This is a genomic window from Synechococcus sp. BA-120 BA3 (assembly GCF_034931285.1).
Taxonomy (GTDB): domain Bacteria; phylum Cyanobacteriota; class Cyanobacteriia; order PCC-6307; family Cyanobiaceae; genus Cyanobium.
On sequence record NZ_JAYGHZ010000008.1, the window covers coordinates 1 to 20,556 of the forward strand.

The 20,556-nt window shown below is 70.5% G+C and carries 16 protein-coding genes and 1 pseudogene; 11 read left to right on the forward strand and 6 right to left on the reverse strand.

Features of this window, described 5'->3' with window-relative positions:
• The 3 genes and pseudogenes from VB737_RS00900 to VB737_RS00910 form a co-directional block, all read left to right on the forward strand.
• Positions 1-275, forward strand: a pseudogene (locus VB737_RS00900) (hypothetical protein); the annotation flags it as partial.
• Positions 272-1,309 (forward strand): tryptophan--tRNA ligase, encoded by a 1,038-nt coding sequence (gene trpS / locus VB737_RS00905; protein WP_500310346.1) that lies wholly within the window; start codon positions 272-274, stop codon positions 1,307-1,309. The pseudogene VB737_RS00900 and the gene trpS, both read left to right, overlap by 4 nt.
• A 303-nt stretch (positions 1,310-1,612) precedes the next feature.
• Positions 1,613-2,263 (forward strand): glycoside hydrolase family 24 protein, encoded by a 651-nt coding sequence (locus tag VB737_RS00910; RefSeq protein ID WP_500310371.1) that lies wholly within the window; start codon positions 1,613-1,615, stop codon positions 2,261-2,263.
• Positions 2,264-2,269: 6 nt separating this feature from the next.
• Here the strand turns inward: VB737_RS00910 and VB737_RS00915 are convergent, their stop codons facing one another.
• Entirely contained in the window at positions 2,270-2,803 is a 534-nt protein-coding gene (locus VB737_RS00915) for a TM2 domain-containing protein (RefSeq protein WP_500310348.1), read from the reverse strand.
• Positions 2,804-2,921: 118 nt separating this feature from the next.
• Between VB737_RS00915 and thrS the strand changes: the two genes are divergently transcribed.
• The 5 genes from thrS to VB737_RS00940 all read left to right on the forward strand — a co-directional run bounded on the left by thrS (position 2,922) and on the right by VB737_RS00940 (position 10,689).
• Positions 2,922-4,769 (forward strand): threonine--tRNA ligase, encoded by a 1,848-nt coding sequence (gene thrS / locus VB737_RS00920; protein ID WP_500310350.1) that lies wholly within the window; start codon positions 2,922-2,924, stop codon positions 4,767-4,769.
• Positions 4,766-5,797, forward strand: coding sequence for a glucokinase (locus VB737_RS00925; RefSeq protein ID WP_500310352.1), 1,032 nt, complete (start codon positions 4,766-4,768; stop codon positions 5,795-5,797). The genes thrS and VB737_RS00925 overlap by 4 nt, the downstream gene beginning before the upstream one ends.
• Before the next feature lie 55 nt (positions 5,798-5,852).
• Positions 5,853-6,827, forward strand: a complete 975-nt coding sequence (gene thrB, locus VB737_RS00930; RefSeq protein ID WP_500310353.1) for a homoserine kinase — start codon at positions 5,853-5,855, stop codon at positions 6,825-6,827.
• A gap of 93 nt (positions 6,828-6,920) precedes the next feature.
• Positions 6,921-8,513 carry an NAD(P)H-quinone oxidoreductase subunit 4 gene (locus VB737_RS00935; RefSeq protein ID WP_500310354.1) on the forward strand — a complete coding sequence of 531 codons (1,593 nt, stop codon included), beginning with the start codon at positions 6,921-6,923 and terminating at the stop codon, positions 8,511-8,513.
• Between the two features lie 61 nt (positions 8,514-8,574).
• Positions 8,575-10,689: a M3 family metallopeptidase gene (locus VB737_RS00940; RefSeq protein WP_500310355.1), complete on the forward strand. Its 2,115-nt coding sequence runs from the start codon at positions 8,575-8,577 to the stop codon at positions 10,687-10,689.
• Positions 10,690-10,720: 31 nt separating this feature from the next.
• Here the strand turns inward: VB737_RS00940 and VB737_RS00945 are convergent, their stop codons facing one another.
• Positions 10,721-11,743, reverse strand: coding sequence for a formamidase (locus tag VB737_RS00945; protein ID WP_500310357.1), 1,023 nt, complete (start codon positions 11,741-11,743; stop codon positions 10,721-10,723).
• A gap of 282 nt (positions 11,744-12,025) precedes the next feature.
• Here VB737_RS00945 and VB737_RS00950 point away from each other — a divergent pair, with 282 nt between their 5' ends.
• Positions 12,026-13,213: an FAD/NAD(P)-binding protein gene (locus tag VB737_RS00950; RefSeq protein WP_500310359.1), complete on the forward strand. Its 1,188-nt coding sequence runs from the start codon at positions 12,026-12,028 to the stop codon at positions 13,211-13,213.
• A gap of 38 nt (positions 13,214-13,251) precedes the next feature.
• On the opposite strand, the gene VB737_RS00955 is transcribed toward VB737_RS00950, so the two are convergent.
• On the reverse strand, positions 13,252-14,466 hold the full coding sequence (locus tag VB737_RS00955; protein WP_500310360.1) for an L-lactate MFS transporter: 1,215 nt from the start codon (positions 14,464-14,466) through the stop codon (positions 13,252-13,254).
• A 261-nt stretch (positions 14,467-14,727) separates the two neighbouring features.
• On the opposite strand from VB737_RS00955, the gene VB737_RS00960 reads away from it, so the two are divergent.
• Together VB737_RS00960 and VB737_RS00965 are read left to right on the forward strand one after the other, a co-directional pair.
• On the forward strand, positions 14,728-15,978 hold the full coding sequence (locus tag VB737_RS00960) for an NAD(P)/FAD-dependent oxidoreductase (protein ID WP_500310362.1): 1,251 nt from the start codon (positions 14,728-14,730) through the stop codon (positions 15,976-15,978).
• Entirely contained in the window at positions 15,975-18,179 is a 2,205-nt protein-coding gene (locus VB737_RS00965) for a dihydrolipoyl dehydrogenase family protein (RefSeq protein ID WP_500310364.1), read from the forward strand. The genes VB737_RS00960 and VB737_RS00965 overlap by 4 nt, the downstream gene beginning before the upstream one ends.
• Here the strand turns inward: VB737_RS00965 and VB737_RS00970 are convergent.
• The 3 genes from VB737_RS00970 to glmU are packed head-to-tail and all read right to left on the reverse strand — an operon-like array spanning position 18,141 to position 20,483.
• Positions 18,141-18,689 (reverse strand): TspO/MBR family protein, encoded by a 549-nt coding sequence (locus tag VB737_RS00970; RefSeq protein ID WP_500310366.1) that lies wholly within the window; start codon positions 18,687-18,689, stop codon positions 18,141-18,143. The two genes, VB737_RS00965 and VB737_RS00970, sit on opposite strands and share 39 nt — an antisense overlap.
• On the reverse strand, positions 18,686-19,057 hold the full coding sequence (locus tag VB737_RS00975; RefSeq protein ID WP_500310368.1) for a VOC family protein: 372 nt from the start codon (positions 19,055-19,057) through the stop codon (positions 18,686-18,688). The genes VB737_RS00970 and VB737_RS00975 overlap by 4 nt, the downstream gene beginning before the upstream one ends.
• A gap of 46 nt (positions 19,058-19,103) precedes the next feature.
• Entirely contained in the window at positions 19,104-20,483 is a 1,380-nt protein-coding gene (glmU, locus tag VB737_RS00980; RefSeq protein ID WP_500310369.1) for a bifunctional UDP-N-acetylglucosamine diphosphorylase/glucosamine-1-phosphate N-acetyltransferase GlmU, read from the reverse strand.
• Between the last annotated feature and the right edge of the window lie 73 nt (positions 20,484-20,556).

The following is a 20,556-nucleotide window of genomic DNA, read 5'->3' on the forward strand; positions in this document are numbered from 1 at the left end:
GGGGTGAGCCCCGCCGGGGCGGTGGCGATGGCCAACCCCGCCAGGTGGGCCGTGGCGGCGGTGGCCCCCGGATCGACCCCTTCGCCCGGCCCAGCCGGCCCGCGGCTCCGGTGGCGGTGATCGAAGCCGAAGCCCCGGCGGAAGCTCCGGGCGCCGAGGCAGAATCTGAAGCCGAAGCCACCGAGGCCGTGGCGGCCCCGGACGCCGTCGCTGAGGCGGCTGAGGGGGCGATGGCCTCCGCCGACAGCGAGGGCGACGCCACCCCCGAAGCGTGAGCGACACCGGCGCCAGGACGGCGCGGCCCCGGGTGCTGTCCGGCGTGCAGCCCACCGGGGCCCTGCACCTGGGCAACTGGCTGGGGGCGATCCGCAACTGGGTGGCTCTGCAGGACAGCCACGAGACCTTCTTCTGCGTGGTCGACCTGCACGCGATCACCGTGCCCCACGATCCGAAGCGCCTGGCGGAGGACACCCTCTCCACCGCCGCCCTCTACCTGGCCTGCGGCATCGACCCGCAGCGCTCCACGGTGTTCGTGCAGAGCCACGTCAGCGCGCACAGCGAGCTCTGCTGGCTGCTCAACTGCGTCACGCCACTCAACTGGCTGGAGCGGATGATCCAGTTCAAGGAGAAGGCGCTCAAGCAGGGCGACAACGTGTCGGCCGGCCTGCTGGATTACCCGGTGCTGATGGCCGCTGACATCCTTCTCTATGACGCCGATCTGGTGCCGGTGGGGGAGGACCAGAAGCAGCACCTGGAGCTGGCCCGCGACATCGCCCAGCAGCGCATCAACGCCCGCTACGCGCCGGACCCGGAGCGACCCGTCCTCAAGGTGCCCGAGCCCCTGATCCTGAAGGAGGGGGCCCGGGTGATGAGCCTCACCGACGGCCGCAGCAAGATGAGCAAGAGCGACCCGAACGAGGGCTCCCGCATCACCCTGCTGGACCCGCCCGAGGTCATCACCCGCAAGCTCAAGCGCGCCAAGACCGATCCGGTCATGGGCTTGGAGTTCGCCAACCCGGAGCGGCCGGAGGCCGACAACCTGCTCGGCCTCTACGCCCTGCTCTCGGGCGTGGGCCGCGAGCGGGCGGCGGCCGAGTGCGCTGCCATGGGCTGGGGCGCCTTCAAGCCCCTGCTGACGGAGGCTGCGGTGGAGGCCCTGCGGCCGGTGCAGCAGCGCTATGCGGAGCTGCGCAGCGATCCGGCTCACCTCGAGGCGGTGCTCAGGGACGGGCGGGAGCGGGCTTCGGCCGTGGCCGCCGCGACCCTGCAGCGGGTCCGGGGTGCCCTCGGTTTCCTGGCGCAGAATTAAATCGGGGCGCGGTTCTGCTGGCAAGGGGCCCGGGAAAAGCTTGAATCAATCGTTATGTATTGATTACGACAGCTGATCGTTTCCCCTGCGTGAACGTGAGCGTGACGGTTGTCCGTTCGGGGCGGCCGTAGGCCGGCTGTTTCCCTCGCCTCCCCGCTCCCGACTGAATTTTTCCTGAAAGCCTGTGTCCCGAGCGGCGATTGCAAGCACATCGGGCCCCGGTCTGTCCAGTACGGGCGCTGGGGTGTCGCGCCCAAGGGCTGGGCCTGAGCAGGGTCATGGATCCCTGACGACCGCTTGCCCTTGCGTCGCCCCCTGCCGTCGCCGCCGAAGCCGCTCCAGCGGGGCCCGCTCACCCTGGTGCTGCTGCTGATGCTGCCGATGGTGCAACGCCCGGCCGCCCCCGTCCCTGCGCCGGCGGTCCGGCCAGCCCCCCTGCCCGCCGCCCGGCCGGTGGTGGCGAGTGCCCCCGGCCCCTACGGAATCACCCCCGAGCGGCGGGCCCTGCTCAACACGATCCGCTACGCCGAGGGCACCTGGCTGGGCGGCAGCGACGACGGCTACCGGGTGCTCTATGGCGGGGACCGCTTCGGTGACCTCAGCCGACATCCCGACACCGTGGTGCGGCGCGGCTACGCCAGTGCCGCCGCCGGTGCCTACCAGTTCCTGCCCACCACCTGGGACATGGCTGCCGAACGCCTCGGGCTCCGGGACTTCGGCCCCGCCAGCCAGGACCAGGCCGCCCTGCATCTGATCCAGCAGCGCGGCGCCCTGGGCCGCTTCGACCGCCAGGGCCTGACGCCCGAGGTGCTGGCCCGGCTGGCGCCGGAATGGGCCTCCCTGCCGACCCTGGCGGGTGACAGCCATTATGGCCAGCCGGTGAAGTGCCGCACCGAGCTACAGCGCTTCTACCAGCGGGAACTGGAGCGGCAGCGGCGCCTCACCAGCGCCTGAGCGCTCTCACGGCTCCCGGTAGACCACCCGGCCCCGCTCGTCGTTTCCCACATCCAGCAGGTGGTTGAGCAGCAGCCGCTCAATCTCGGCGCTGACCACGCTGCTGTTGGCCTGGGGGGGCAGCTGGAGCTCCAGCAGGGCGTCGTTGAGGGTGAAGCCGCCCTTGCCGGTCCGGCGGGCGAGCTGGAGCAGCTGGCGTTCGATCGGGGGGTAGGCCGCCGTGTCGCGGCCCGCCAGGGCCTCCTCCAGCAGCAGCGACTGGTTGGCCTGGCGCACCATGTCGGGCAGCAGCACCAGATCCAGCAGCTGGCCGATGCCGCAGAGCCCGAAGGTGAGCAGCCAGAGGGTGCCGCTCAGGGGCTTGCGGTTGTAGAAGCGCGGCAGGCCGCACAGCCCCACCAGGCAGGTGCACCACAGCAGGTAGCTGAGGGCGACGCTGCGACGTTCGGCGGCCCGGTTCAGCCCCGACCCGTCCGGGGTGCCGGGGGCTGGCCGCTGCACTGCGCCCTGGACGGGTCCTGGCGTGGGTCGGGCGGCCATCACAGTGCTCAACCTCCCCAACTTAGGGCCGATCGATGGCCGCTCCGGTCCCCGGAGTCAGCGCCGGCCGGGGCCGCACCGATGGGCCTGGATACCATGCCTTCAACAGGTTGCCTCCATGACGTCCGCGCCCCCTTCGCCGGTGCCACCGGCCTCCAGTCCCGCCGCCGCCGGCGACGCTCCCTCCGAGGCGGCCGCCATCGCGCTGCCGAAGACGAGCGAGAGCCCCCAGCTGCTGCGGATCCGCCACTCGATGAGCCACGTGCTGGCCATGGCGGTGCAGAAGCTCTTCCCCCGGGCGCAGGTCACCATCGGTCCCTGGACCGAGAGCGGCTTCTACTACGACTTCGACAACCCCGAACCCTTCACCGACGCCGATCTCAAGGCCATCCAGAAGGAGATGGGCAAGATCATGGCCCGCAAGCTGCCCCTGGAGCGCATCGAGGTGAGCCGCGAGGAGGCGGAGCGGCGGATCCGGGCCCAGAACGAGCCCTACAAGCTGGAGATCCTGGAGGGGCTCAACGAGCCGATCACCCTCTACACCCTGGGCGACCAGTGGTGGGACCTCTGCGCCGGTCCCCACGTGGCCCACACCGGCGAGCTGAATCCCAAGGCCTTCGCCCTCGAAAGCGTGGCCGGGGCCTACTGGCGCGGTGACGAGAAGCGCGCCCAGCTGCAGCGCATCTACGGCACGGCCTGGGAGACGCCCGAGCAGCTGGCCGAGTACCAGCGACGCAAGCAGGAGGCCCTGCGCCGCGACCACCGCCGGCTGGGCACCGACCTGGATCTGTTCTCGATCGAGGAGGAGGCCGGCGCCGGCCTGGTGTTCTGGCATCCCCGCGGCGCCCGCATGCGGCTGCTGATCGAGGACTTCTGGCGCTCGGCCCACTTCGAGGACGGCTACGAACTCCTCTACACCCCCCACGTGGCCGACCTCAGCCTCTGGAAGACCTCGGGCCACCTCGACTTCTACAGCGAAAGCATGTTCGGTCCGATGGCGGTGGACGAGCGGCAGTACCAGCTCAAGCCGATGAACTGTCCGTTCCACGTGCTCACCTTCGCCAGCCGGCTGCGCTCCTACCGGGAACTGCCGATCCGCTGGGCCGAGCTCGGCACCGTGTATCGCTATGAGCGGCCCGGGGTGATGCATGGGCTGATGCGGGTGCGCGGCTTCACCCAGGACGACGCCCACGTCTTCTGCCTGCCGGAGCAGATCTCCGATGAGATCCTGCGGGTGCTCAACCTCACCGAGCGCATTCTCTCCACCTTCGATTTCCGCAGCTACGAGATCCATCTGTCCACCCGCCCCGAGAAGTCGATCGGCGAGGACGCGGTGTGGGAGCTGGCCACCGCGGGCCTGGTGGAGGCCCTGGAGCGCAAGGGCTGGGCCTACAAGGTCGACGAGGGGGGCGGCGCCTTCTACGGGCCGAAGATCGACCTCAAGATCGAGGATGCGATCGGCCGGCTGTGGCAGTGCTCCACGATCCAGCTCGACTTCAACCTGCCGGAACGCTTCGATCTGAACTACGTGGCCGCCGACGGCAGCCGCTGCCGGCCGATCATGATCCACCGCGCCATCTTCGGCTCCCTGGAGCGTTTCTTCGGCGTGATGGTGGAGAACTACGCCGGCGATTTCCCCTTCTGGCTCGCCCCCGAGCAGGTGCGGCTGCTGCCCGTCACCGACGACGCCCTTCCCTGGGCCGAAGAACTGCGGGGCCAGCTGGCGGCCGCCGGCATCCGCGCCGGCATCGACCACAGCGGTGATCGCCTCGGCAAGCTGATCCGCAACGGCGAGCAGATGAAGATCCCGGTGCTGGGGGTGATCGGCGCCCGGGAGGCCGAAACCCGCACGGTCAGCCTGCGCAGCCGCCGTCAGGGGGACCTGGGCAGCGTCGCAGCCGATGCCCTGGTGGCCGCCGCCACCACGGCCAACGCCGGCCGGCTGGCCACCCTGGCCCTGGCATGAGCCTCCTGCTGGCGGGCGACATCGGCGGCACCAAGACCCTGCTCAGCCTCTGGCGGCCGGGCGGGGAGCGGCCCGAGCTGGTGCTGGAGGAGCGCTTCGCCTCGGCGGACTGGGCGGACCTGGCCCCGATGGTGCGCCACTTCCTGGCCGCCGCCGGCCCGTTGGCCGGCGGCCTTCCGGCCGCCGCCTGCTTTGCCGTCGCCGGTCCGGTGGAGGGGGGGCAGGCCAGGCTCACCAATCTCCCCTGGGTGCTCGACACCGCCGGCCTGGCCCGCAGCTGCGGACTGCCGCTGGTGGAGCTGGTCAACGATTTCGCCGTGCTCATCTACGGCCTGCCCCATCTCGATGCCGCCCAGACCGCTCCCGTGCGCGAGGGCCAGCGGGATCCGCAGGCGCCGCTGCTGGTGCTGGGGGCCGGCACCGGTCTGGGGGTGGCCATGGGCCTCCCTGCTGCCGGGGGGTTGCGGGCCATCCCCAGTGAAGCGGCCCACGGGGAGTTCGCTCCCCGTTCCGCGGCGGAGTGGGAGCTGAAGCAGTGGCTCAGGGCCGATCTGGCCCTGGAGCGGATCTCGATCGAACGGGTGGTGAGCGGCACCGGGCTGGGCCACGTGGCCCGCTGGCTGCTCGAGCGGCGTCACCCCGCCGGCGACCATCCCCTCAGCGGCCCCGCCCGGCTCTGGAGCGAGGCCGGCGATGGGCCCGACCGGGCCGACCTGCCCGCCGAAGTGGCCCTGGCCGCCGCCGCCGGTGATCCCCTGGCGGCCGACGCCCTGGAGCTCTGGCTCGGGGCCTACGGCAGTGTCTGCGGCGATCTGGCCCTGGCCTGCCTGAGCCGCGGCGGACTCTGGCTGGCGGGGGGCACGGCCGCCAAACTGCTGGCCAGCCTGCGCTCGGAGGCCTTCCTGGGTCCGTTCCTGAACAAGGGCCGGCTGCGCCCCACCCTGGAGCCGATGCCCATCACCGCGGTGGTGGATCCAGGCGTCGGCACCTTCAGCGCCGCCTGCCGGGCCCGGATGCTGCTGGGCTGAGCCCGGCACGCCCCTCAGGGTCGGCTGCAACACTGAGCCCAACGACAGGTCACTTATGGTCCGGCCCCAGATCGGCCAGGGGGTGGTGGTGGCGGTTCCTGCCACCACTGCCAACATCGGCCCGGGTTTCGATTGCCTCGGCGCCGCCCTGGATCTCGGCAACCGCTTCGAGCTGCGGGTGATCGAGGGGGGCGGCGAGCGGTTCGAACTGATCATCGAGGGCCCCGAGGGGGCCCACCTGCGCGGCGGCTCCGACAACCTCGTCTACCGCTCGGCCCAGCGGGTCTGGCGCGAGGTGGGCGTCGAGGCGGTGGCCCTGGAGGCGCGGGTGCAGCTGGCGGTGCCCCCCGCCCGCGGTCTGGGCAGCAGCGCCACCGCCATCGTGGCGGGTCTGATCGGCGCCAATGCCCTGGTGGGGGAGCCCCTCAGCCGCGAGAAGCTGCTGGAGCTGGCCATCGACATCGAGGGCCATCCCGACAACGTGGTTCCCTCCCTGCTCGGCGGGCTCTGCCTGACGGCGCGGGCCGCCTCCCACCGCTGGCGGGTGGTGCGCTGCGAGTGGAACCCGGCGGTGAAGGCCGTGGTGGCGATCCCCACCATCCGCCTGAGCACGAGCGAGGCGCGCCGCGCCATGCCGCGCAGCATCCCGATCAGCGACGCGGTGATGAACCTGGGGGCGCTGACCCTGCTGCTGCAGGGGCTGCGCACGGGCAACGGCGATCTGATCGCCGATGGCATGCACGACCGCATCCACGAGCCCTACCGCTGGGGACTGATCCAGGGGGGGAGGGCCGTGCGGGAGGCCGCCATGGAGGCCGGGGCCTGGGGCTGCGTGATCAGTGGCGCCGGGCCCAGCCTGCTGGCCCTGGCCCCCGAGCAGCGGGCAGCGGCGGTGGGGGAGGCCATGACCCGCGCCTGGCTGGGGGAAGGGGTGAGCAGCCACAGCGCCGTGCTGGGGCTTCAGGAGGGCGGCAGCAGCTGGGACCCCCTGCCCGAGGGGAGCCACCCACAGGCCGTTCTCGGTGAGTAGAACTACCCAGTTGATAGGCTCTGCCGCCAGGGGACACCCTGCCGACGCGGCAGCGGCTCCCGTCATACTTCCTGCCTGGAGAACCCCACCGTGATGGACGCCAGCCTGCCGCTTTCGCTTGCGTCCTCATCGCTGCCTTCCGGAGTCACCGAAGCCGGCTTTCCGTGGCTCAGCCTGATCGTGCTGCTGCCCGCCACCGCCGCCCTGGTGATGCCCCTGCTGCCTGGTGACGGCAGCGACCCGCGCCTCCCCCGCACCCTGGCCCTGGGTGTGCTCGGCGTGGATCTGGCCCTGATTCTCTGGGTCTTCGCCCGCCATTTCGATGCCGGCCTCGGCGGCCTGCAGCTGGTGGAGCGTGTGTCCTGGGTGCCGGCCCTGGGCCTGGAATGGTCGCTCGCCGCCGATGGGCTCTCCGCCCCCCTGGTGGTGCTCAGCGGCCTGGTCACCCTGCTCTCGGTGGCGGCCAGCTGGAACATCCGCCTCAAGACCCGCCTCTACTTCGCCCTGCTCCTGGTGCAGGCCACGGCCCAGAGCCTGGTGTTTCTCTCCCAGGACTTCCTGCTGTTCTTCCTGGCCTGGGAACTGGAGCTGGTGCCGGTCTACCTGCTGATCGCCATCTGGGGCGGCAAGCAGCGCCAGTACGCCGCCACCAAGTTCATCCTCTACACGGCCACCGCTTCCCTGCTGATCCTGATCAGCGGCCTGGCCCTCGCCCTCTCGGGCGACACCTTCACCCTCAACCTCAGCGAACTGGCGGCCCGTTCCCCCGGCGGCACCTTCGGCCTGCTCTGTTACCTGGGCTTCCTGGTGGGCTTCGGGGTGAAGCTGCCGATGTTCCCGCTGCACACCTGGCTGCCCGATGCCCACGGCGAGGCCAATGCGCCGGTGTCGATGCTGCTGGCGGGGGTGCTGCTGAAGATGGGGGGGTACGCCCTGCTCCGCTTCAACGTCCAGATGCTGCCGGAGGTGCATCTGCGGCTGGCCCCGGCCCTGATCGTTCTGGGGATCATCAACATCGTCTACGGGGCCCTCAACGCCTTCGCCCAGGACAACGTCAAGCGCCGGATCGCCTGCAGTTCCGTCAGCCACATGGGCTTCGTGCTGCTGGGCATCGGCGCCGTCGATGCCCTGGGCATGAGCGGAGCCATGCTGCAGATGATCAGCCACGGGCTGATCGCCGCGGCGATGTTCTTCGTCACCGGCGTCTTCTACGAGCGCACGGAAACCCTCTCGATCCCCAACATGGGCGGTCTGGCCAAGGTGCTGCCGATCACCTTCGCCTTCTTCCTGGCCAGCTCCCTGGCCTCCCTGGCCCTGCCGGGGATGAGCGGCTTCATCAGCGAGATCACCGTGTTCCTCGGGGTCACCTCCTACGACGGCTTCACGGTCGGCTTCCGGGTAATCACGATCGTGCTGGCCGCCATCGGCCTGGTGCTGACCCCGGTCTACCTGCTCTCCCTCTGCCGCCGGGTGTTCTTTGGCCCCCGGATCCCGGCCCTGGCGGTGGTGGGTGACATGAAGCCCCGGGAGCTGCTGATCGGCCTCACCCTGCTGGTGCCCACCCTGGTGATCGGCTTCTGGCCGCGGGTGGCGATCGATCTCTACGAGGCCAGCACCAATGGTCTGGCGGCCGAGCTGGCCAGCACCGGGGCCGTGGCCATGGGACGGATGGCCGCCCTGGGCTGAGCCGCCGCCCGGCGCCCGGGTGGGCTGAAATGGGGTCTTCCATCGAAGCGGCCGCCCGGCGATGACCACCACCCTCCAGAGCCCCCCCGCCCTGCTGGCCGGCGAGGGCCTGCCCCGCTTCGAAGCCATCACCCCCGACCAGGTGGTGGCCCATATCCCCGCTTTGCTGAGCACGCTGCAGGCGGAGCTCGATCGGCTGGAGGCGGATCTGGCGGCGGCGGCGGCCGAGGGCCGCAACCTGGCCTGGGCGGAGGTGATGGATCCCTTGCACCGGCTGGGCGAGCGGCTGCGCTGGAGCTGGGGCGTGGTCAGCCACCTCAACGGTGTCTGCAACAGCCCGGAACTGCGCGAGGCCCACGCCAGCCAGCAGGCGGCCGTGGTGGCCTTCGGCAACCGGGCCGGCCAGAGCCGGGTGCTGTTCGAGGCGCTGCGCAGCCTCCAGGCCCAGGGCGGACTCGATGCCACCCAGGAGCGGATCCTGACGGCCGAACTGCGGGACATGGAGCTGCGGGGCGTGGGCCTGGAGGGCGAGACCCAGGCGGCCTTCAACGCCGCCAGCCAGGAGCTGGCGGAGCTGGCCACCGCGTTCGGCAACCGGGTGCTCGATGCCACCAACGCCTGGACCCTGCGGCTCAGCGATCCGGCCGAGGTGGAGGGGTTGCCCGAGAGCCTCAAGGAGCAGCTGGCCCAGGCCGCCCGCGACGCCGGCGATGGCGAGGCCTCGGCGGCCGAAGGGCCCTGGCTGCTGGGGCTCGACATGCCCCGCTTCGGCCCGTTCCTGAAGTACAGCCGTCGCCGCGACCTGCGGGAGATCGCCTACAAGGCCCACGTGAGCCGGGCTTCGGGCAAGACCGACGGCAACTGGCCGGCGATCGAGCGGATCCTCACCCTGCGGCGGGAGCAGGCCCGGCGCCTGGGCTACGGGTCCTGGGCCGAGGTGAGCCTGGCCGCGAAGATGGCCGGCTCGGTCGCCGAAGTCGAGGCCCTGCTGGAGGACCTGCGCGCCGCCGCCCATCCGGTGGCCCTTCAGGAACTGGAGGCGTTGCGCGCCTGTGCGGCCCGCGAGGGGGCGGCCGAGGCGGCGGATCTCAAACCCTGGGATGTGAGCTTCTGGGCGGAGGTGCGGCGCCAGGAGGCCTTCGATCTCGACAGCGAGGCCCTGCGGCCCTGGTTCCCCCTGCCTCGGGTGCTTGATGGGCTGTTCGGGCTCTGCGACCGCCTGTTCGGCATCCGCATCCGCCCGGCCGATGGCGAGGCGCCCGTCTGGCATCCGGACGTGCGCTTCTTCCGCGTCGATGACGCCGGCAGCGGCGAGCCCCTGGCGGCCTTCTACCTGGATCCCTACAGCCGTCCGGGCAGCAAGCGCGGCGGCGCCTGGATGGACGAGTGCCTGGTGCGCTCACTGGACGGGTCGGGCCAGCCCGTGCTGCCCGTGGCCTATCTGGTCTGCAACCAGAGCCCGCCGGTGGGTGAGACCCCCAGCCTGATGACCTTCGAAGAGGTGGAGACCCTCTTCCACGAGTTCGGCCATGGCCTCCAGCACATGCTCACCACCGTGGAGCGCCCCCAGGCGGCCGGCATCAACAACGTGGAGTGGGATGCGGTGGAACTGCCCAGCCAGTTCATGGAGAACTGGTGCTACGACCACGCCACCCTCATGGGCATGGCCCGCCACTGGCAGAGCGGCGAACCGCTGCCGGAGGCTGAATTCGCCAAGCTCCAGGCCGCCCGCACCTTCATGGGCGGTGCCGCCACCCTGCGCCAGGTGCACTTCGCCCTCACCGACCTGCGGCTCCACAGCCAGTGGACGCCGGACTGCGGCCGGACACCGGAGCAGCTGCGCCGGGAGATCGCCGTCACCACCACCGTGCTGGAGCCGATCGAGGAGGACGCCTTCCTCTGCTCCTTCGGCCACATCTTCGCCGGCGGCTATTCCGCCGGCTACTACTCCTACAAGTGGGCCGAGGTGCTCAGCGCCGATGCCTTCAGCGCCTTCGAGGAGGTGGGACTGGAGAACGAGGCGGCGATCCAGGCCACCGGCCGCCGCTTCCGCGAGACGGTGCTCAGCCTCGGCGGCAGCCGCCATCCCGGTGAGGTGTTCGAGACCTTCCGGGGCCGGCCCCCCAGCCCGGAGGCCCTGATCCGGCACTCAGGGCTGGTGGCGGCAGGGGCCTGAGGCTCCTCCGCCATGGCCGCCCGGGGTTGGGTCAGCCGGGCAGGCCGGCCTGGCTGATGGGCCCCAGCTTGACGCCCTCCGGGTAGTACTTCCAGCCGTCCCGGATCCTGATCTTCTCGTCCCAGGGGAGCTTGTAGCAGCCGTTGGCCAGATCCCTGACCCAGGTGAGGTAGTTCTCCTTCTCCCCACCGGGTTTGCCCACATAGGCGCGGCAGCCCAGGTTGAAGATGTTGTTCTCCAGAGCCCAGTGCTCCCGCGCCTTGTCCACCAGGCGGGGGAACAGCTCGGCGGTGACGATCTCCCACGGGTTTCTGTGGCCCTGCTGCAGGACGTTGCCGTCGTAGTTGCAGACGGTGCCTTCTCCGAAGTAGTAGAAGACCCCGTCATACCCGGCCAGGTTGACCGAGATGGTGTACATCAGGTTCTGCCAGGCGTTGGTGCGGTTGGTCCAGATCCACTGGTCATTGACCTGGGTGGAGTAGCCCGAGATGCGGATGTAGACATTGGCCCCCTTGTAGGCGGCCTCCCGGGCCAGTTCGGGGAACATGCCGTCGTGGCAGATGCAGACCGCCAGCCTGGAACCCTTGGGCCCCTCACAGACCGGCATGCCGTAGTTCCCCGGCGACCAGGGTTCGATCGGCACCCAGGGCTGCAGTTTTCTGTAGTGCAGGGCAATCTCGCCCTGGGAATTGATGATGATGGCCGTGTTGAAGGGCGGCAGGCTGGGGTCGTCGTTCTGCTCCATCAGGGAGAAGACCCCCCAGACGTCGTTGTCCCTGCAGGCCTTGCGGAAGCGGTCGATCTCGGGGGAGTCGATCCGCAGCAGCATCTCGTCGTAGGTCCAGATGGCGGTGTTGAGTCCCTGGGTGGAGTACTCCGGGAACACCACCAGATCGAGATCGGGGTAGCCGGCCTTGGTGGTGGCGACCGCCTGGCAGATCTGATCCACCTGGGTCTGGATGTCCGCGGGGCCTTTGATCACGGGGACGGGGTACTGGATCATCGCCACCAGGAGAGCCTCCTCCCAGGCGCTGACGCTGCCGGTGCTGCCCATGAAGTCAGGAATGAAAGTCATTCTCATTCTTGATGGCATTCCCGGGTCGAAACTGTCGCGTTCGGCACCGATCGGGAGTAGGGGTGAGAATGGTTGTCGTTCCTGCGGGATGGGGTCCCCTGTCCCGGACCGATGGCTCTCCCCGATCGCCCTGCTGTCGCCACCTCGGACAGGCCGCCACCGGGCCCCCGCCAGCGGAGGCTTCTCCAGGTCCTGCCGGAGGCCGAACCTTCGAGATCCACGGCCTCGGCAGCCGCTGCCGTCCCAGCGAGGTGCCCGCCCGTGGCTGAGCTGGTGGTCGCCGGGTCCGGTCCCCAGGCCCTGACCCTCTGCTGTCTGCTGGTGCAGAAGCGCCCCCGCTGGCGCCAGCGGCTGCGGGTGCTCGATCCCAGCGGCAGCTGGCTGGCCCGCTGGCACGCCCAGATGGGCCGCTACGAGATTCCCTGGCTGCGTTCCCCTTCGCCCCACCATCCCCACCCCAATCCCCATGCCCTGCGCCGCTTCGCCCAGGAGCGGCAACGTCTTGGCGAGCTGGAGGGTCCCTACGGCCTGCCCCACACGCAGCTGTTCGCCGACTTCTGCCACAGCGTCGTGGCCGAGTTCCAGCTGGCCGACCGGGTGCAGGCCGCTTCACTCGAGCGGATCCGACTGGCTTCCGCCGGTGACGGAAGCATGGAGCTGGTGCTGGGCGACGGCTCTCTCCTGATGGCGCGGCGGCTGGTGGTGGCCACGGGTGCTGACGCCCCGGTGCTGCCCCACTGGGCCACAGCCATCCGCGAGCCCTACCCGGCCGAAGCCCTGCAGCACAGCCAGCACATCGACCTCAGCACCTGCCGGGACCTGGAGGGCCAGCACCTGGTGATCGTCGGCGGCGGCCTGACCAGCGCCCACCTCGCCCTCGGCGCCATCCGTCGCGGCGCCCGGGTCAGCCTCCTCTGCCGGCGGGAGCTGCGCCACAAGGTCTTCGATGCCGATCCGGGCTGGCTGGGCCCCAGGCACCTCCGGGGCTTTCGGGCGGAACCCTGCTGGCATCGGCGGCGTCAGCTGGTGGTGGCCGCCCGCGACGGTGGCTCGATCACCCCCCAGATCGCCGGCCAGCTGCAGCAGGCGCGGGCGTGCGGAGTCCTGCAACTCAACGCCCGGTGTGAAATCGCCTCGGCCCGCTGGCGCCACGGCCAGTGGCAGCTGCAATGCCGCGACGGCAGCCGCCATCAGGCCGACCGGCTCTGGCTGGCCACCGGCCATCACCTGGGGGTGAGGCACCATCCGCTCCTGCGCCAGCTGCAGGACCAGCGACCCCTGGCGTTGGTCGACGACTGGCCGGTGCTCACGGACGATCTGCGCTGGCCCGGCACCCGCGTGCATGTGATGGGAGGGCTGTCCGCGCTGCAGCTGGGCCCGGCGGCCCGCAACCTGTTCGGCGGTCGGGAAGCGGCACGCCGCATCGGCCGCGCCGCCCTGAAGGCCTGACCAAGCTCCCGCTCCCAAGGGGCTGGCGTCGCCGGGGGCTACACCTGCGTTTCCCGTTCGCGCTTCAGCCAGGCACCGGCGATGGCCATGCCGAGCACGGTCAGCACCGCCAGGGGAACGAACACCGCGTTGTAGCTGCCGAACAGATCGCGGGTGCGGCCGGTGACCAGAGTTCCGATCAGGGCACCAACGCCATAGGACGTGAACACGATTCCGTAGATCGGCGCATAGCGATCGGGATCAAAGAAGTGCAGGGTGATGGTGGGAGCCATCGCCAACCAGCCACCCAGGCAGAACCAGAACAGGCAGAAAGCGACCAGATAGGTGCCCAACTCACCGGGGCGGGCGTTGATCATCAGGATGCAGGCCAGGAAGCTCAGGGCGTAGGAGACGATGGCGACATGACTGGGCTTGTGGTGATCACACAGCCAGCCGAACAGCGGGCGGCTGATGCCGTTGCAGACGGCAAACAGGGACAGGCTGGTTGCCGCCACGGCGGGTTGGATGGCGATGAGCTCCTCTCCGACGGAACTGGAGATGCCGATGGCACTCAACCCCACCAGGGTGCCAATGGCATAGCAGAACCACAGTCCATAGAAGGATCGGCACTGGAAGATTCGGGAAGGCAGCGGTGTCGCGGTCACCACGGCTCTTTGCGCGCTGGAACCCTGGGGATGCCAGTCCCTCGGAGGCAGTCGCATCGTGGAGGCGATGGTGGCAACGATCAGCATGATGGCGATACCCAGCAGCCGCAGGGTGGGCCTGACGCCAACCATTCCGATCAGCTGATTCGCCAGTGGGGCTGTGATCAGGGGTGACAACCCAAAGCCGATGATGGTCAGCCCCACGGCCAGTCCTTTCCTGTCGGGGAACCATCGCGATACCACCAGAATCGGCACGCCATAGACCATGCCGATCCCCGTCCCTCCGATGACGCCGTAGGTCAGGACCAGCGTGGCGACATGGGAGGCCATGCTGGACAGGATGTAGCCCATGCCCACGATCACCCCTCCGACCACGGTCGTCAGGCGGGTACCGAGGTGGGGCAGGTGGTACCCCGTGATCGGCATCAGGGCGGCATAGAACACCAGGACAAACGTGAAGGGCAGCAGACTTTCGGTCGCGCCCATTCCCAGTTCCTGCTCCAGGGGTGTTCGGAACAGACTCCAGGAGTAGACGCTTCCGAGGCAGAGCAGGATCACCATCCCCAGCGGAATCAGAAGCCACCGCCCCTGCATCGCGGGGCGACCCATCACCCTGATCCCTGGCCCACTGTGCACGGTTGATTCCATCGAAGTTCAGAAGTAATGAAACGGCTGGAGCGGCGGCCGGTGGCGGACGGACTTTCTTCCTCCCATGGTCTATGCGCTCCGCAGGGAGAAGGAGTGTCAGGATTGACACGGAGTGGGGCCGCTGCCACTAACTTGAGGGGCGGATGATCGTTGTTCGGTGACCCCTGCGCCCCCAGTCGATCGACACGTTCCAGTTCCGGTGGCGCCGCGTTCGGGTACCCCGTGACCGGGAGCCAACGCCTCCTGGTGCTCGGCGGGGGCTTCGCCGGGCTGTGGAGTGCCCTCTCCGCCGCCCGTCAGCGCGATCAGCTCGGCCTTGGCCCGGACGCCGTCGAGGTGCTGCTGGTCAACCGCGATGCCTTCCATGGCATCCGCGTCCGCAACTACGAGGCAGACCTTTCCGCGCTCCGGGTTCCCCTGGAGGGGGTGCTGGGGCCCGCCGGGGTCCGCTGGCTGGTGGGGGAGGTCGGCGCCATCGATCCGACGGCCCGGGTGGTGACCGTGCATACCGGGGCGGGCACCCGGACCCTGCCCTACGACCGGCTGGTCTTCGCCCTGGGCAGCCAGCTGGTGCGACCGCCGCTCCCCGGACTGGATGCGCACGGCTTCGATGTCGACACCTACCCCGCCGCTTCCCGCCTGGAGCAGCATCTCCAGGGTCTGGCGGAGCGGCCCGATGGCGCCGGCCGGTTCACGGCCGTGGTGGTGGGGGCGGGCCTGACGGGGATTGAGGTCGCCTGCGAACTTCCGGACCGGCTGCGGGCCGTTCAGGAGCGCACCGGCCGGTCCCAGCCGGTGCGGGTGGTGCTGGTGGACCACAACCGCCATGTCGGCTCCGACATGGGGGATGCGGCGCGGCCGGTGATCGAGGAGGCCCTGGCGTTCCTGGGGGTGGAGTGCCGCCTGGGCGTGCGGGTGGACGGCCTTGATGGCACGGCGATCCGCTTCGATTCCGGTGAGGTGATCCACGCCGAGACGGTGATCTGGTGTGCAGGGATGCGCGCCAACCCTCTCACCGCCGGCTGCGGCGTGCCCACCGATGCCCTTGGCCGGCTGCCGGTCGATGCCGAACTGCGTGTCGAGGGGCTGAGCGGGGTCTTTGCCGCCGGCGACTGTGCACGCCTACCCCTGGAGGATGGCCATTCCACGGTGATGTCCTGCCAGCACGGCCGCCCCATGGGGCGGTTCGCCGGCCACAACGCGGTCTGTGATCTGCTGGGGCTGCCGCTGCTGCCGCTGCGCATCGACTGGTACACCACCATCCTCGATCTGGGCCCCTGGGGGGCCCTCTACACCGAAGGCTGGGACCGCCATGTCGTGGCCACCGGGGAGGCCGCCAAGCGCACCAAGCGCCTGATCAACGGCCAGCGGATTTATCCCCCGCTGAACGGCGACACGGCCGCGATCCTGGCCGCCGCGGCGCCGGTGGTGCAGATGCCGCCCCCCCTCCACCCCGGTCGGCCCCTGGCATGAGCTCCCCCTCCCAGGACCCTGCGGAGGGAGGGTCCCGCGCTGCTTTTCCCCTGGGACGACTCCTCGCCCTCGCCCTGCTGCTGGCCGGGGTGGGCCTGTTCTTCGGCCAGGGTTGGTATCGCCAGCTGGATCTCGCCGCCCTGCAGGCCTCCCGCGGGCAGCTGCTGGCCTGGCGGCAGGCGGCACCGCTGGCCAGCGCCGGCGCCTTCGTCGCCGTCTACGTGCTGGTGACGGGCCTGTCCCTGCCCGGCGCCACCGTGCTCACCCTGGCGGGGGGCGCCATCTTCGGGTTGCTCCAGGGCACGGTGCTGGTGTCGATCGGCTCCACCCTCGGGGCCACGGCGGCCTGCCTGCTGGCCCGCACCCTGCTGCGGGAGCCGGTGCGGCGCCGGTTCGGCCAGCGCCTGGGGCCGATCGAGGAGGGCGTCCGCCGCGACGGCAGCGCCTACCTGCTCAGCCTGCGGCTGGTGCCGGTGGTGCCGTTCGTTCTGGTGAATCTGCTGATGGGGCTCACCCCGATGCCCCTGCTGCCCTTCGCCCTCGTCTCCCAGCTGGGCATGCTGCCGGCCACCCTCGTCTACGTGAACGCCGGCACCCAGCTGGGCCAGCTCACAAGCCTGACGGGCCTCCTTTCGCCGGCCCTGCTGGCGTCCTTCGCCCTGCTGGGTCTGCTGCCCTGGATCGTGAAGCTGCTGCTGGTCCGCTGGCGCCTCTGGCGCCTTTATCGCCCCTGGCCCCGCCCCCGCCGGTTCGATCGCAACCTGATCGTGATCGGTGCCGGGGCGGCGGGCCTGGTCACCGCCTACATCGCCGCCACCGTGCGGGCGAAGGTCACCCTGGTGGAGCGGCAGCGCATGGGCGGGGACTGTCTCAACACCGGCTGCGTGCCCAGCAAGGCCCTGATCAGCACGGCCCGCCTCGCCGCCCGCCTGCGCCACGCCGACCGCTACGGCCTGACCCCCCAGGAGCCCCGGGTGGAGCTGCACCGGGTGCTGGAGCGGGTGCGCCGGAAGGTGGCGGCCGTCGCCCCCCACGACAGCGTCGAGCGCTACACCGGCCTCGGGGTGGACGTGCGCCTCGGCCAGGCCCGCCTGATCAGCCCCTGGTCGGTGGCGATCACCGCCGCCGACGGCAGCGAGACCGTGCTCACGGCCCGCGCCATCGTGCTGGCCACCGGTGCCGCGCCGGTGATCCCGGCCCTGCCCGGCATCGACACGGTGCGGGTGCTTACCAGCGAGACCCTCTGGGACGCCCTGGCCGCGCACCCCTCCCCGAAACCCAGCCTGGTGGTGCTGGGCGGCGGCCCGGTGGGTTGCGAACTGGCCCAGGCCCTGGCCCAGCTGGGCCTGCCGGTGACCCTGCTGCAGCGCAACGACCGCCTGCTGCCCCGGGAGGATCCCGAGGTGGGGGCCCTGCTGCGCGAGGTGCTGGAGCGGGACGGCGTGCGGGTCCACACCGGCTGCCGGGTGGAGCGGGTGGGGCCAGCCGGCGGTGGCGTGCAGGTGGAGGCGATGGTGGGCGGCGCCAGCCTGCGGCTGGAGGCCGATGAACTGCTCTGTGCCGTGGGGCGCCAGGCCCGGCTGGAGGGTCACGGCCTCGAGGCCCTGGGTATCCCCACCGCCCGCACCATCGTCACCGACCCCTACCTGCAGACCCTCTACCCCAACATCCATGCCGCCGGGGATGCGGCCGGCCCCTGGCAGTTCACCCACACGGCGGCCCATCAGGCCTGGTATGCGGCCGTCAACGGGCTGTTCGATCCGCTGCGCTTTGCCGTCGACGGCCGCGTGATTCCGCGCACCACTTTCACCGACCCGGAGGTGGCACGGGTGGGGCTGAACGAAACCGAGGCCACCGCCACGGGAGTGGCCTTTGAGGTCACCCGGTTCCCCCTGGCCGAGCTGGATCGGGCCATCGTCGAATCGGCCGAGACCGGCTTCATCAAGGTGCTCACCGTGCCGGGGAAGGACAAGATCCTGGGGGTGACGATCGTGGCGGAACAGGCCGGCGAGCTGCTGGCCGAATTCGTGCTGGCGATGCGCTGGAACCTGGGCCTGGGCAAGGTGCTGGGCACGATGCACGCCTATCCCACCCTGGCCGAGGCCAACAAGTACGTCGCCGGGAGCTGGAAGAAGGCCCATGCCCCCCAGCGCACCCTGGCCCTACTGGAGCGCTTCCACACCTGGCGCCGGGGCGGCTGACAGGAACGGGTCGGGGTTGTGCAGAGCCACGCTCACCGCCACGGCACTGGCCAGCAGCAGCCACAGCAGCCGAAGGCCGATCAGGCCGGCGGCGGGGCGATCCAGGCTGGCCGCCGCCGCCACGCTCACCACCGCCACCAGCAGGCCGGCCACCGTGTCCGCCGCCGCCAGCACCGGGCTGTGCAGCCAGAAGAAGAACGTGGTGAACACGGCGAACAGCAGCCAGCCCACCCCTTCCGAGACCAGCACCAGGATCCGCCGCCGGCCGGCAGCTTCCTCCGGTTCCAGGTTGGCCACCCGCGCCAGGGCCACAAGCGAGGTGATGTTCAGCACGAGCCACAGGGGGGCGAACAACCCGTCCGGTGGGGCGTAGGGGGGCAGGCGAAAACTTGTGTAGAAAGCGGCGTCGCCCAGCACCCCCGCCGGCCAGAAGCTGACGGCATTGGCGGCCACCAGGATCGCGGCGCCATGCCACCAGCGGAAGCGCCGTGCCGGGGCCGTGGCACTCACGCCTGGGAGTGGAGCCCGATGGTGTTGCCCTCGGTGTCGAGCACCAGGCTCATGAAGCCATAGGCACCGAGCGACATCTTGGGGTTGATCACCGTGCCGCCGGCGGCCGCCACCCGGCTCTCCTCCACGGCGCAGTCGTCGCAGTGGAAATAGATCAGGGTGCCGCCACCACCCGGGGCCATGCCCTCCATCTTGGCCAGGGCCCCGCCGGCCCCCAGCTGGTCGTTCTGCATCGGGAAGGCGAAATACTCCATGCCCGCATCGGACATGGGCTGGAGCGTCAGCTGGAACACGCTCTCGTAGAAGGCCCGGGCCCGGCCCATGTCGTTGACGTAGAGCTCGAACCAGATGACGGGATTGACGGCCATGGGTCCAGTGAGATCCTGGGCTGAGATTAGGCCAGGAATCCGGGAATCACCCCGCCACCCCCTGCTCCTGGCGGGGGCTGGGCCCGGAGGCCCAGTTCTCCTTCACCAGCTGGCGGGCCCGGCCCAGGGCCAGGGCTCCGGCGGGCACGTCCCTGGTGAGGGTGGAGCCGGCCCCCACCGTCACCCCCTCCCCCAGGGTGATCGGCGCCACCAGCACCGAATTGGCGCCGGTCTTGCTGCCGCCGCCGATCACGGTGCGGTGCTTGCGCACACCGTCGAAGTTGGCGGTGATCGTGCCGGCCCCGATGTTCACCTCGGCGCCCAGGTCGGCGTCGCCCAGGTAGCTGAGGTGGTTGGCCTTGCAGCCCTCCCCCAGTCGGCTGTTCTTCACCTCGACGAAGTTGCCGATGCGGCAGCCGGCGGCCAGGTGGGTGCCGGCGCGCAGCTGGGCGAAGGGACCGATGGCGCAGCCAGGTTCCACCTGGCTGTCGCGCAGCACCGAATGGACCACCTCCACATCGGCGCCCAGCTGGCTGTTCTCGATCAGGCAGCCGGGGCCGATGCGGCAGCCGTCGCCGATGCTGCTGGTTCCACGGAAGTGGCACTGGGGTTCCACCAGCACGTCGCGGCCGAAGCGGGTGTGCTCGCTGAGGGTGCAGCTGGCGGGATCGGTGAAGCTCACCCCCTCCGCCATCCAGTGGCGCCGCAGCCGGTCCTGCAGCACCGCCTCGCAGTGGGCCAGCTGCTGGCGGTCGTTGATGCCGGCCACCTCGTCCGGGTCGCCCACCTCCAGGTGCATGGCCGGCCGCAGCAGGGCCACGGTGTCGGTGAGGTAGAGCTCCCCCTGGTCGTTGTCGGTGCTCAGGCTGGGCAGCACGGTGGCGAGGCGGGCCCAGTCGAAGCAGTAAATCCCCGCATTGGTGAGGGTGTTGGCGTGCTGCTCGGCCGTGCAGTCGCGGTGCTCGACAATGCCGCTCACCTGGCCCGCTCCATCGGCGAAGACCCGGCCGTAGCCGCTCGGGTCCGCCAGCCGGGCGGTGAGCAGGGTCACGGCGGCGCCACTGGTGCGATGGGTGGAGAGCAGGGATTCCAGGGTCTCCGGCCGCAGCAGCGGCACGTCGCCGTTCAGCACCAGCAGCTCGCCCTCGAACCCTTCCAGCGGCCCGAGCAGTTGCTGCACCGCATGGCCGGTGCCGTTCTGGGGCTGCTGCAGCACGAACTCCAGGCCCTCGACACCCGCGAGGGTGCGCTCCACCCGTTCCGCCTGGTGCCCCACCACCAGCAGCTGGCGGTCGGGGGCGAGCCGGTGGCAGCTGCCCAGCACCCGCTCCACCAGGGTCGCGCCCGCCAGGGGCTGGAGCACCTTCGGCAGGGCACTCTTCATGCGGGTCCCTTTCCCGGCGGCCAGGACGGCAACGGCGAGCATCGGCGGCGGTGGGGCGACTGGGCCGGAATCTACCGGTGCCCTCCGGAGCGGCCCAGTCCGCCGGGGCCCGGGC